The following is a 13,883-nucleotide window of genomic DNA, read 5'->3' on the forward strand; positions in this document are numbered from 1 at the left end:
TTAAAGGGCTATTCAACATTTTACTTTTTTATGGTCGCAACTAGGAACAGGTCGGATAATTTTTTTACAACAGTTAGTTTATTTTCAATTATCATCTCAGTCTCTTCACCATATTCATGATTTAATATATAGACAGGAGGGTTATTTCCTTCGTGTATATTTATTGCGTAAGGATTTCCAATACCTATTTCTAATCCGATACAAATATAACCGTTTTTATGTACTGCACATCCAGGAACAGCGTCTAAACATTCTTGAATAATACACTTTGGATTCAAGAATTCGATTCGTAATTGGGCTTCATCATCTTCCGCATCTAAAGGAACCACCAATTCACTATCACACACTTCTACCGCAGTCATTAATTCTATCAACCATTCTGGAAGTTTAATATCTAGTTTTTCATTTAGGTCACTTATTTCTCCATCTGTCGCTTTCCTAGTAGATGTTCCAGACCTTTGAATCATTTCTTTAGCATTTGTGATTACTTCATTAACCAATGTGACTCCTCCATACAATTAGAAATATTTTTCTTTAACTAACACTATGATTAAATTTCTTTTTACATTATCCTTTTACTAAAAGTCCGGCAAATACAGCCTCACTTTCAGCTATTACACCTCGTTAGAAAAAATTTCTTCTATTATCCTCTATTGAAAAAATAATTTTAATTTAAAATATCCAGTTAAAAAATGTATAAACTCCAACTGATGCAAAAATAAATATTAAAATTATTATTGAAAGACAACCAAAAATAATCCAGTTTTGTTTACCCTCTATTGGAGCATCTGGTCCCTCTACTAATTTTTCTTTTACTTTATTGATAAATAAAAGTGCTGGGTCTAATTCCATTCCTTTTAAAAGTTCAATATCGCCTTTATACTTTAAAGCTCTTGCTAAATTATTAATGTCATTTCCCATAGAGTTTTCAAATTCAATACACGCTTGTACCATTATTGGAGTCTTATTCTTTTCTAAATACCAGTATCGACCAGCCATTGCAGGATATTTTAACTCGAAATAAATGTCTCCCAACTTTTTACGGAGTTCTAATTCATTAGGAAAGGTTGATATTAACCCGTGTAATCTATCCCTTGCTTTCCCCAAATCATCATTTTTAATATCCTCTTCTATTCGTTTTAAAGTCTTTGAAATTTTCTTTTCAATAAAAGACACCCTCTTATGTCCTATTTCTTTACTCTTATTATTTTTCGATAGTATACTGCTTGGTTAGTAAAAAAACGTCTCCACTTGTTGAAGAAACGCTCTCGCTCTAATTTCTTTCCATGGAATACTTGACCTATCAAATCTTAACAATGTATTGTCTTATTTTATATATGTAATTTTTTCCTCATTCAACTATGCTGCCCCGTTCGTATTATAAGGTCAACCGGAGAAATCTGGTTGACTATTTTTTAATCAATTTATAGATTGATAGTAGCCGGAGTAGAACGGACCTGCCCGTGGGACTTGATCCCGATAACTAAACTGTTCGCCCTCTACTTGTTAACACATGATTAGGCTGGTTGGGACATTGTGATCCCGTATAACACTATTCGCTTTTGATATGATTCACCACAACCTATTAGCTGGCGGTTTTAAAAAAATAATCGCCAGTTATTTTAATTTCCCGGATCACATACTAAACCGATTCCCCTCCAATCACTCCTCTTACTGCCCTCCTAATTTTCTATAAGCAACTACACCACCGACTATACCTACAACTGCTGCCTTGATAGGATTAATTGAAAAAATTAATGAATTACTGTAAGTCATTTCTCATTTGAAAGTTCTACTTTTTTATTAAATTACTAGGAAGATAGATTTAATCTATATTTGATAAACTGATACTAATTATCAATATTTTATAATATTTAAATATTCAGATATTCGGATTAGTCCCCTTGTGATAAATTGGAAATATCACACTAAACTGAAAAGTGTGACAATTAAAGGTGGAGGGGGAAATGAGATTTGAAAACGTTTAAGTTTACGAAGTTCTTAAGTAGTATTCTAGCTTTCGTTATGGTGCTTTCTCTATTGGTTCCATTGTCGAGTGCTAGTGCTGAAGAATCGAAACCATTCAAGCAGGATAGTCAAAGTGAAAGTATAATTCAACAAAAAGCGGCTATCGCTGAACAGCTAAGCTTGTCTAAAGATGGTCCGACTCTTCACGAAAGCTTACAAAATGTATCAGGCAATCAAGATGTTGCAGTCATCGTTCATTTATCTGAAAAGCCTGTGGCACTAGAGCAAGGAATGAGCCAAGTCAAAGGCCAAAAATTCTCTAATGCCCGAGCAAATGAAGTTCGTTCAAATGTAAAAGCACAACAAGAAAAAGTTAAAAAAGAGTTAGCTACTAAAAAAGTTCAGATGACTCAAGGATACACATTTGATACTGTTTTAAACGGTTTTGCGGCAACTGTGAAAGCAAATGATCTCCCGAAACTGCTTACAGTAGAAGGAATTACATTAATCGAACCTGATGCAATTGTTTACGCATCAGAAGATAATACGATGAAATCATCGGAACTAATTAAGGAAGATCAATTAGAAGCTCAAATGAATACAAGTAATTCTTTCCTTGGCATCGAACAGTTTTGGAAGGAAGGAATTGAAGGACAAGGAATAAAAGTAGCAGTATTAGATACTGGTATTGATGCAGATCACCCTGAGTTCGCTGGAGTTTACAAAGGTGGGAAAAACTTCATTCCAAATTCAGCAACATACACGAAGCCTCGGACAGATGACGATGCATCGGAAACATTGCCTTCGGAACGTCCAGTTGGGACACCTGAATTTAATGAAAAGGGAAGCGCGTTTTATACTTCTCACGGTACACATGTTGCTGGAACAATTGCAGCAATCGGAGCTAACGAATTCGGTATTAAAGGAATTGCTCCAAAAGTAGACCTTTATGCTTACCGTGTTCTTGGGGCGTACGGAAGTGGAGCTACATCCGGTATTGTTAAAGCAATTGAAACTGCTGTAAAAGAAAAAATGGACGTTATCAACCTTTCACTTGGCGGGGGTGCTAACTCTGAAACAGATGCTGGTTCATTTGCTATTAATAATGCAATGATGGCTGGAACAATCGGAGTAATTGCAACAGGGAACGAGGGTCCAAATCGCGGAACAATGGGCACGCCTGCAACTGCTCGTTTAGGAATTGCTGTTGGTAACACAACAAATCCTGAAACAATGTATAACGGTGAAGTGAATGTTACAATTGGCGACTACAACTTAACAAAACAGCTTCCATTAATGGGAACGACTTTTGCGAAAAATTTAGCAACACAGCTTCAAGGAGAATTTGATCTAGTTGCTGTTCCTGGAAACGGGGAAGTAAAAGACTTTGAAGGAATTGATGTAAAAGGTAAAGTGGCATTGATTTCTCGTGGTAGTATCGCATTCGTTGATAAAATTGCGAATGCAAAGGCAAATGGAGCAGTCGCAACAATTATTCATAACTTTGCTGGTGGAACGAATGCACCGAACATTTCAGGCACATTCCTTGGTGATTCATTTGAATTTTTGCCAACATTTGATATGTCCCAAACGGATGGCGATGCAATTCGCGCTGCATTAGCAGGCGGAACCGGAAAAGTAAGCTTTAGTAAATTTGCTTCCACAAAGACAATGGGAGATGATGTAAACTCTTCAAGTTCACGTGGACCATCTACACCAAACTTCGATATTAAACCAGATGTAAGTGCACCTGGAACAAACATTATGTCAACGATTCCAATGTATAAAAAAGATTTCCCTGATGCAGATTATGAGGAAGCATATGGTCGTAAAACAGGAACTTCTATGGCAACACCGCATATTGCAGCTATTGTTGCATTAATTAAACAAGCAAATCCTGATTGGAACGCGTTCGATGTAAAAGTGGCGCTTTCTAATACAGCAAAGGTTGTAGATAAAACAACATACGATGTGTTTTCTCAGGGTGCAGGGCGTGTAAATGCTTATGCAGCAGCTCATCCAGAAATTCTTGCCTATGCACTTGATAGCGCAATTTTAGATGGAACTGGTGCAGTTACAGAAAACTTGAAAGGTACAGTTACTTTCGGTCCACAATCACTTAAAGACCGGGATATTTCTATAACGAAACAAGTTTTAGTAAAAGATATCAAAGGGAACGGCGGCAATTATAACGTATCAATTGATGTGACAAAAACATTTGGTGATGCAACTGTTACAGTAGATCAGCCGACATTTAATCTAGTTGGTGAGCAAGTTTTAAATATTACATTAACTGCTTCACAAGCTACGGCACCAAAAGGCTCTGAAATACTAGGGTATATTTACATCAGCGGTGGAGATACAGAAATTTCATTGCCATTCGCAGCTGACTTTGGCGGCGCGGCAGTAACTGAACTTAAAGATTTTAAGATTACAGAAACAGACCTATCCTTTAACGGAGATGGCGTGAAAGACTCAGCTGTACTTTCATTCACATTAACTGGAGATGTAACAACTAACTATATCGAGCTTTGGGATATTATGAATCCTGAAGGTGGAGAATACGGAGACGGCTACATTGGTTATCTACATGCAGGTACTGCGCTAGGAAAAGGCTCTTATACGCTGAATGTTAGTGGGCAGTACAAACCATGGGGAACAAAACCTGCCACAACGATTCCAGATGGTCTGTATACAATTGACTTCACCGGTCTTGCAGCATCAGGAGTAGTTTCCGATTATGTTGGACCAATTGTCGTGAAAACGACTAAACCAGAAATTACTGGTTCAGTAGCTGAAGGTGTAGCTACAGGACAGGTAACAGATAAGTATATCGACTACAATGAAGAGTTATATTTATACGGTTTAAATTACAATTTAAATGATAAATTAAAAGCTTCCTATATTTCGACGGTAAATGGCAAAGTACAAGCGCCAGTTGCTTTTGAATTAAATCAAGACGGTAGCTTCACATTCCCAGTAACGGCAGAAACTAATGCTGTATCAGTAATAATAAATGACGCTGCCGGGAATGTTGGTGAAGCAATGATATATGAAAAAGAAGTAGTAGAACCAGTAGTAGCACTTTCTGTAAATCCAACTAAGCTAGACCTAACAGTTGGAGAAACTGCACAACTTACGGTAATAGAAACGTCAACGCCTGCAGAAGGTGATGCAACAGAGGAAGACGTAACTTCAAAAGCTACTTATGTTGTTGGAGATGAAAATGTTGCAACAATAGTAAATGGATTAGTAACTGCAGTAGGTGTGGGCACGACTACAATTACTATTTCATACGGTGATAATAAAGTTACTATAAATGTTACAGTTAAAGCACCTGTTGTAGAAAAACCAATAGTAACACTAGAAATTGACCAAGCTCAGGTTGAAACTAGAATAGGTAAAGAAGTTACAGTTAAGATTACTGAAGTAACTACTTTTGATGGTAAAACAACAGAAAAAGATGTTACAAAGCTTGCAACCTACGAAGTAGCGAATGATAAAATAGCTACTGTAAAAGCAGGGGCTGTAAAAGGAAAAGGTCAAGGTAATACGACGATTACGGTAACATATGGTGAGCACACACTAACATTTGATGTGTTGGTTGTAAAGCCAGGGAATGACAATGGTAACGGCAATGGTAATGGCAATGGTAATGGTAACGGCAATGGTAATGGTAACGGCAATGGCAATGGCAATGGCAATGGCAATGGCAATGGCAATGGCAATGGCAATGGTAATGGCAATAAAAATAATAATGAAGTTACCGAGGATGAGTTATAATTAATTTCAGTTCAAGCAAAAAGAGAAATTGCACAGCGCAATTTCTCTTTTTGTTATTTATTATAAAGCAATCCCTTTAAAAAGATTATCTCCTACTAAACTAACTTGACATATTCTTTCTGATTTTCTTGCATTATTTGATACAAATCAGTTCCTCTTTATCTCTCCCAAATCAACGTCATTTGTTGTAGAAGCTCTTCCCATGTTTGCTTTTTTTCTTTCGTTACTTTGTCAAGGTCAAATTCGCCATAATAGATAGCGTCCGTGTATTGATTGTCTGGCAAAGTAAATTGATCAGAAGCTTTGGAACTCGGTAGCTTGATTTTAAAACTCTTACACCTCGTTAGTGAAAGAAAGCAGATTAATTAATGATTGTAATATCCCCTAAAAAAACTCTAGAGAGATTTAAAATTTTCATCTTTCTCGTATCCTCCAAGGCTTGGTTCTACAACGCTGTCTTTAAACCTTTCCTCACTTGCTCCGTAAATTTTGAAATTCCTTTGCGCTTGTTTCAAAGATACTTCATTAGCTCCACCTTTAAAGTCTGGGTCCTCATTCTGTACGAAATCATCTTCCCAATAGCAAACTTTACATATTTCATAACTATCCAGTGTTCCTTCTGCAAGAGTCATATAACCACAACAAGGACAAGTATACTTTCTCATTTGATATTCGCTCCAAACTCATAATCTTACTATCTTACTAATGTTATAATACATTAACAAAAATTAATTATCTCATCCTTGTTCAACTAAACTGCGCCGTTAGCCATCCATGAAGCGCAAAAAACAGCTCTTCACCACAGAAAATGAAAGATGATTAAGTTCTTTCATGGGAGTTGAATAAGGATGAGAAAAATTTACATATACTACATTTTTATTAAATATTTTCAGACTATATCTTTAAACACAAATAAAAGCTGAACTAATATCAAAATTAGTTCAGCTTAAAAGTAACGTATTATAATGTTGCACATTGTATATAGGAAATTGATCTATTAAGTGCATTACTTTAACTCTTGACTTTTAATAAAATTTAAAGTGCCCTTTGTCTTTTATTAATCTTATACGAATCTCCAAAAATAAAGTTCTTCAGATTCTGAATATAAAGTTGCCCCCGCTTTTTGTAATACCTTATGTGAGGCAATATTATTTTTATCAGTATCAGCAACTACATACTTAACATTAGATTGACGTAGTAACCAATCTTTCATCATCCTAACAGTTTCCGTCATGTATCCCTTTCCCTGATATTGTGGAAATGTATAATACCCGATTACGACTTCACCCTGCTCATTCGGTAGACCTTTTAGCATAATGCCACCAACGATACAGTTTTTTTCTTTCGATACGATTAACCAATTTGTGTACCAAATATAATTTTCCTCATCTTCTAATACTTTCGATAGTCTAAATTTCAAAGCTTGTCTTAGTTCTTCATCAAGAAAAACTTCTTTACTATTTAATGACAACTCTATTTCCAATGTTTCTTCTTCATTAATTAGTAAGTCTAAATACTCTGCGTTTAATGGGATTAGTCTTAATCTTTTAGTGCTTAATTCAATCATTTTTTCTCTCCTATCATAGATTTAACTAAAACTATTAAGAGATATATGTATTGGCAGCGTCTCCTGTTTTTAAATTTTTAAATAAAAGATAGCACTCTTTTATCCTTGTATTTAAAGGTGATTAATTTTATCATTCAAGGAATATAATGTAAATAATTTCTTCTTCACGACTAAATGTTCCGATAAAAACAAAAATTATTCCGATAAATCTTAGAATCTTTCCGATAAAACATAAAATTGTTCCGATAAATTTCGAAATCTTTCCGATAAATAAAATATCCCTCCTCGAAAAGTTGATAATTTGAGGAGGATTTATATGATTATTTATTTTCTACTGGTTTCCCGTAAGTTTGGAATCGTTCTAACATATATGTCATTTCTTGATCATCTAAAATAACTGGTGTACCAATAGATCTAGCACGAATATATACTTCTGCACATAGTTCTATTTCTTCAGCGATATTAAAGGCTTCTTCCACATTTGCACCAGCTGCTAACAAACCATGATTAGCTAGTAAAACTGCTTTCGAACCTTCCATTGCTTTAAGTGCATTTTCTCCAAGAGCTGGTGTACCAAAGCTTGCGTACTCAGCACATTGAACTGCTTTACCTGCTACTGCAACCAAATAAGAGACTGCAGGTAAGGGCTCACGCAAACAAGAAAGTGTTTTGGCAAAAATAGAATGTGTATGCACAACCGCTTTTAGTTCAGGGCGTCTTTTATACACCATTGTATGCATCGCCCATTCACTAGAAGGTTTATGATGCCCCTCGATTATTTGTCCCTCTAAATCAATCAAAACGATATCAGCAGCGGTTAGTTCCTCGTAGGGGATACCACTTGGACTTATGGCGACACAATTTTCAGAAGGAACATAGATGCTAATATTTCCGCCAGTTCCTTTTGTTAATCCATTTCGAATCATTAATTGACAATGACGAACAACTTTTTCTCGCTCTGTTTGAAGTCTCATCTAATTCCACCTTTCATATTGTCTAACACAATATGGTGACGCTTATTTTTTTCGCACAATGCGTAAATCTAAATTACTTTTCAAAAATTCATTAACGACTTCTTGCTGTTCGTCGTTAAATGGTTTAATTTCATCAACGATAATTGTAGAAATAGCATCGGCTGGCATGATTTGGAATAGTTTTTTGACGCCAACCTTGCTCTGATCAATAAGTGCTATTACCTCATTAGATTTGTGAATCATTGCTTGTTTAGCTTCACCCTCATCAATTGTTGAGTCTGTTAATCCTTCTTGTAATGTCAAGCCCCTTGCAGAGATGAACAGTTTATCGATATTGATAGATTCCATATATTTCTTCAAAGACGTTCCCATCGTTGAAATAGAGTTCGGGCGTACATAACCGCCGAGTAAAATCGTCGTCACTTCACTCGATATTAAATCAAGGGCAACGCTTATATTATTCGTAACAACTGTTATATTCTTCATCCCTTTAATCAATTTTCCGACTTCTGCTGCCGAAGTACTTGCATCGATACCAACTACATCCCCATCTTGAATTAATGTAACCGCTTCTTGAGCCATTAATTGCTTAGCTTTTAAATTTTCAGATGCGCGTAAATTTAAATTATCTTCAACAAAGGATTTTTGGATAGGCTTTGCGCCGCCCAACACACGAATTAATAACCCTTCACTTTCCATCTTTTCTAAATCGCGTCGAATCGTCATCTCAGACACTTGAAACCGTTCACTTAAATCTGAAATTTCTACGTAATTTTTTTGGTTCACTAGTTTATTAATTTCATCTTGTCTTCGTTTAAGAGAATTTGTCATGCGTGTCATCCTATCTTTGTTTAGTTAAAAATTGCACGCACCTTTTCTTCTGTCGGGTGTTCGATAATCCCTTTTTCTGTGACAATCGCTGTTATGAGTGCAGCAGGTGTCACATCAAACGAAGGATTGTACACCTTCACATCAGCTGGCGCGACATATTGTCCTGTTGGTTTTAACACTTCATCTACACTCCGCTCTTCAATCGGGATATTTGCACCAGTTGGGCAATGTAAGTCAATCGTCGGTGTAGGTGTCGCTACATAAAAGGGAATATTATAGTATTTAGCTAAAATAGCCACACCGAGTGTCCCAATTTTGTTAGCAACGTCGCCATTTGCAGCTACACGATCACAGCCAACAATGACTCCCTGTACTTTGCCTTGTGCCATCACCGTCGCGGCCATATTATCCGTAATCAACGTAACATCAATACCAGCATTAAAGAGTTCAAAAGAGGTAAGCATGGCACCTTGAAAACGAGGTCTAGTCTCGTCAGCAAATACTTTAAAACTCATCCCCCGCTCCTTTGCCAAATAAAAAGGAGAAGTTGCTGTACCGTATTTTGTCGTAGCCAGAGCCCCCGCATTACAATGAGTTAGTACCCCTTGGCCATCTTCCAATAGCGTCAATAAATGTTCACCTATGGAACGATTAATCTCGATATCTTCAGTATGAATAGCAATCGCTTCTTGTAATAAAATGTCCTGGAACGTTTCTAAATCATTCGTCTCTATTTGCAAGGCTTTCTGTTCCATTCTTTCTAAAGCCCAGAATAAATTGACAGCTGTTGGACGAGACGTGGCTAAATACTGTACTTGTTTTTGTACTTCTTTCTTTGCCGCAGTAACGGAACCTTCAAAGTGCTGAATCGCCACATATATCCCGTAAGCTGCTGTTACACCTATGGCCGGAGCCCCTCGTACAATCATTGTATGAATAGCATTCCATACTTTTTCTACAGTTTGGACTTCTACATACACAATGTCATTTGGCAACTTTGTTTGATCTAGTAGAATGAGTGTATCTTTTTTCCATTCTATTGTATTTAATTCCATTAAATCAACACCCCATTCTTATATTTAAGTAATAGCTTTATATAGCCTTGAATATGGCTGATTTCCTTATTTAAAATACATTCTTTCGCTATCTTTAAACAACGTCTTTCGGCTGTTATACGAGCGTCAATTGGTTCAATGGTCGTAATATCTGCTACTTTGGCTAAGCCAATTATACGACGGTTCATCTCAATCCCTGCAATTGCAAAAGCATCTCGACTGATTCGTTCCATATAGTCATCGAGTAAAGCCGAGTAGACAGCAAACTGCTCCGTTGATGTGGCTAAGATGTTTCGTGCCTTCTTTTGGAATAATTGAATAGTAGATAATAATGTTTCTTCAATCCATGAAACAAATTCATCTTCTTTGTAAGCTAATCCTCTTGCCCAGGCAAATGTTAAGTTTGCGATTAAATTCCCCACATCATAGCCTACAGGTCCATAAAAGGCAAACTCTGGATCAATAACCTTCAATGTTTCATCATTAATAAAAATAGAGCCTGTATGCAAATCACCATGTAAAAGCGCTTGTGCCTCTGTTAAAAACTGTATTTTTCGCTTAGCAACTTCTAAATGTAAATCTGTATCCTTATATATAAATGAATGTATCCACTCTTCATTCCCAGACGTTAAAATATTTTGCCTTTTAAAATCAATATAAGGCTCCGTATAAACTAGATGTTCTGTAATTTCACACAGCTCAGGATTGATGAATCGCTTTTGAAATTCTTTTTTCTTTTTTGGATCTAGTAAAAAATCCGTTGTTCGAATAAGATTTTCCGCCATAAAAGTAGAGATTAACTCGGCGAAATGATCATACGTTTTAAATACGTTCAATTGCTTTCTCATAATCTCAAAATCTTTTAAATCTTCCATTACGCAACAACTCATAACTTCATCAAACAATAAAATTTCTGGTACAAGAGAAGGTGTAAGGTCACCCTCAATTAATAATGCTTCTGTTTCTATTCGATTTCGATCTGTAGATAGCACGAAATCCTCAGAGATACGAGCTTGTGGACCAGCTTGTTTGACGATGACCGAGTCACCTTGCTCATTTTTCACACGAAATACATAATTTAAATTGCCATCACCAATTTCGTCACTATGTAGTGTTCCACTAAAACCTTTAATTTTTACTTGTACATAGCTTTTAATATCTTCTTCGTTCATTAAAAAATATTTGGAATACATAACAATAACCTCCTATTTTTTTCTACTGTAATACGTTGAAGCTAGCGCAAATGCTAAAACAAGTCCTTTGATAATATTTAAAGAATAGTAAGGAACTGATAACATTACTAATCCATTTTCTAAAATACCGACTAATGCGGCTCCGAATAATGTTCCAATGGCATTTGGTTTGCCATGACCAGCGAATGATTGCCCTATAAAAGCAGCAGCAACAGCTGGCATTAAATAACCTGCACCTGCATTGATTTGTGCAGACCCGATTTGAGACGCGAGCAATAGCCCACCAATCCCGGCTAAAACTGCTGAAAAAATATAAGCTAACATTTTATAACGGTTGACAGGAATCCCCGATAATTTTGCTGCTTCTTCATTGCCGCCAACAGCGTATAAAAAGCGACCATGTTTGGTATATGTTAAAAATACATGTACTAACATAACGATGACCAACATGATTAAAATGATCCAAGGTGTCTTACTTAACAATAAGAAGAAATCCGAAATTCTACCTTCTGTTGGCGTCCCATCTAAACGAGGCATACCAACAGAAATTGAACCGCCCCCTGTATAGGTCATAGCAACGCCTTCAACAATAAACATGGTTGCTAATGTTGCAAACAGATCGGGTATTTTCACTTTTACGATTAAAAACGCATTAAATAGCGCTACACAAAGTACGGCTAAAATAGCAACTAAAATGGATACACCTGTTGGCATGCTAAACCATACAAACATAGATACAACAACTGAATTTGCCAATGTGGCTGTCGAACCAATCGATAAGTCGAAACCATTAACAGATAAAGAAACCGTTAACCCAACTGCTATAATCGTAACGATTGAAATACTTCTTAAAATATTTAAGACATTATTTGTTTGCATAAAATTAGGGATAGAAACGGTAAAAACAATAATCAATAAAATAACAGCTAATACAATGGCCCAATCCTTTATAAATAATAGCGTTTGATTATTTTTACGCTCTTGCATACGCTTCGCCTCCAGTAGCATAGAACATAACTTCATCTTCTGTCGTTTCGCTAGTGACTAACTCTTTCACAATTTTCCCGTCGTACATCACATAGATTCGATCGGTAATTAACAAAATTTCACTTAATTCACTTGTCGCATAAATAACGCTCTTTCCTTCTTTTGCCTGCTCATCAATTAGATTAAAAATATCGCTTTTAGCTCCAACATCGACACCTTTTGTAGGTTCGTCAAACAGAAGAATTTCTGCATCGGTCATTAACCATTTACCAATCGCGATTTTTTGTTGATTACCACCAGAAAGATTCGCTACCTTTTGATGTTCGTTCGGTGTTTTAGCACCTATTTTTTGAATCATCGATCGAGCAGCCTCTCGTTCTTTCGCTTGTTTAATAAAACTTCCTAAATGTGTGAATGGATGTAAATTGGCCATTGATAAATTTTTGAATATCGGCTCTTCAACAAATATCCCTTCTTTCCGACGTTCTTCAGGAATTAAACCGAAATGGTTTTTAACAGCATGGTAGGGAGTTCGGTTTTTAATACAATTCAATGGAACCAGCTTTAATATTAGACATGCCAAATATCGCTTTGCATAATTCTGTTTTTCCGGCTCCGACTAAACCAGCAAGACCAATAATCTCATATTTATTGACATGAAAAGATACGTCATTAACTAAGCCTGAATCATCGACAAGATGGGTGACCTGTATGGCTATTTGTCCTTTTTCTTTTAATTGTTTGTGATGAACTAAATCGAAAGTTTTACCAAGCATTTGCTCGATAACTTGATTTTGAGTAATCTTTTCAATTAAGCTTTCTTTTACGATTCTACCGTCTTTCATAATGGTGATTTTTTCACAGATTTCAAATAGCTCTGGTAGCCGGTGAGAGATAAAGACAATTCCAAGATGATGATTTTTAACTAAATCTCGGACTATAGAAAACAATTTCTCAGTTTCTGCTTGGCTTAAAGGGGCGGTAGGTTCATCTAATATGAGAAATTTTCTCTCATGAATTAATGCCCGCGCTATTAACACCATTTGTTTATCCGCTAAAGTGATATCCTGCACCTTTTTTTCAATATTTAACTCAATACCAATCCGATCTAACACATCCTTTGCACACTGACGAATCTTTCGCCAATTGATAATTAACTTTTTATCGAATATCAGTTGATCTAGCATAATGTTCTCTGCAACACTTAAATAGGGTATTAACGCTGTATCTACTTCTTGATAAACAATATCTATACCTAATTCCTTTGATTTTTTCGCATCAGTAATAGAAACTAGTTCACCGTTTATAAAAATATCACCGGTATAATGCGGATAGGCTCCTGAAAGAATTTTCATTAGAGTTGATTTACCAGCCCCATTAGCACCAATGACAGCGTGAATCGTGCCTGATTCTAATTGGAAATCGACATTACTTAAGGCTTTCACACCGGGAAATTCAATTGAAATTTTTTTCATCTCAATGACTGTCTTGGCTTTCATAACAAACACTCCTTTCACATTAAGGT

General features: G+C 36.1%; 12 protein-coding genes. 1 reads left to right on the forward strand and 11 read right to left on the reverse strand.

What is annotated here, in order from left to right:
- Positions 1-20: 20 nt before the first annotated feature.
- The gene (locus ABH968_RS17865) at positions 21-500 is read right to left on the reverse strand and encodes an SMI1/KNR4 family protein (protein WP_370046092.1); all 480 of its coding nucleotides are present in this window, start codon (positions 498-500) and stop codon (positions 21-23) included.
- A gap of 172 nt (positions 501-672) precedes the next feature.
- Positions 673-1,167 (reverse strand): DUF6584 family protein, encoded by a 495-nt coding sequence (locus ABH968_RS17870; protein WP_370046155.1) that lies wholly within the window; start codon positions 1,165-1,167, stop codon positions 673-675.
- 807 nt (positions 1,168-1,974) lie between these two features.
- Between ABH968_RS17870 and ABH968_RS17875 the strand changes: the two genes are divergently transcribed.
- Positions 1,975-5,751, forward strand: coding sequence for a S8 family serine peptidase (locus ABH968_RS17875; protein WP_370046094.1), 3,777 nt, complete (start codon positions 1,975-1,977; stop codon positions 5,749-5,751).
- Positions 5,752-6,146: 395 nt separating this feature from the next.
- Here the strand turns inward: ABH968_RS17875 and ABH968_RS17880 are convergent, their stop codons facing one another.
- The 9 genes from ABH968_RS17880 to ABH968_RS17920 all read right to left on the reverse strand — a co-directional run bounded on the left by ABH968_RS17880 (position 6,147) and on the right by ABH968_RS17920 (position 13,857).
- Positions 6,147-6,416: a CPCC family cysteine-rich protein gene (locus ABH968_RS17880; RefSeq protein ID WP_370046096.1), complete on the reverse strand. Its 270-nt coding sequence runs from the start codon at positions 6,414-6,416 to the stop codon at positions 6,147-6,149.
- A gap of 398 nt (positions 6,417-6,814) precedes the next feature.
- Positions 6,815-7,318, reverse strand: coding sequence for a GNAT family N-acetyltransferase (locus ABH968_RS17885; RefSeq protein WP_370046098.1), 504 nt, complete (start codon positions 7,316-7,318; stop codon positions 6,815-6,817).
- Positions 7,319-7,638: 320 nt separating this feature from the next.
- Positions 7,639-8,292, reverse strand: a complete 654-nt coding sequence (locus ABH968_RS17890) for an L-fuculose-phosphate aldolase (protein ID WP_370046100.1) — start codon at positions 8,290-8,292, stop codon at positions 7,639-7,641.
- 42 nt (positions 8,293-8,334) lie between these two features.
- Positions 8,335-9,123 carry a DeoR/GlpR family DNA-binding transcription regulator gene (locus ABH968_RS17895; protein WP_370046102.1) on the reverse strand — a complete coding sequence of 263 codons (789 nt, stop codon included), beginning with the start codon at positions 9,121-9,123 and terminating at the stop codon, positions 8,335-8,337.
- Positions 9,124-9,143: 20 nt separating this feature from the next.
- On the reverse strand, positions 9,144-10,178 hold the full coding sequence (gene mtnA, locus ABH968_RS17900; protein WP_370046104.1) for an S-methyl-5-thioribose-1-phosphate isomerase: 1,035 nt from the start codon (positions 10,176-10,178) through the stop codon (positions 9,144-9,146).
- Positions 10,178-11,371, reverse strand: a complete 1,194-nt coding sequence (gene mtnK, locus ABH968_RS17905; RefSeq protein ID WP_370046106.1) for an S-methyl-5-thioribose kinase — start codon at positions 11,369-11,371, stop codon at positions 10,178-10,180. Before mtnK ends, mtnA begins: the two co-directional genes overlap by 1 nt.
- A 12-nt stretch (positions 11,372-11,383) precedes the next feature.
- Positions 11,384-12,358, reverse strand: coding sequence for an ABC transporter permease (locus ABH968_RS17910; RefSeq protein WP_370046108.1), 975 nt, complete (start codon positions 12,356-12,358; stop codon positions 11,384-11,386).
- Complete coding sequence (locus ABH968_RS17915; protein ID WP_370046110.1) at positions 12,345-12,911, reverse strand: ATP-binding cassette domain-containing protein; 567 nt, start codon at positions 12,909-12,911, stop codon at positions 12,345-12,347. The genes ABH968_RS17910 and ABH968_RS17915 overlap by 14 nt, the downstream gene beginning before the upstream one ends.
- Positions 12,898-13,857 (reverse strand): ATP-binding cassette domain-containing protein, encoded by a 960-nt coding sequence (locus ABH968_RS17920; protein WP_370046112.1) that lies wholly within the window; start codon positions 13,855-13,857, stop codon positions 12,898-12,900. The genes ABH968_RS17915 and ABH968_RS17920 overlap by 14 nt, the downstream gene beginning before the upstream one ends.
- Positions 13,858-13,883: the final 26 nt, after the last annotated feature.

Origin of the sequence: Lysinibacillus sp. RC79, assembly GCF_041262405.1 — a bacterium.
Lineage (GTDB): Bacteria > Bacillota > Bacilli > Bacillales_A > Planococcaceae > Lysinibacillus.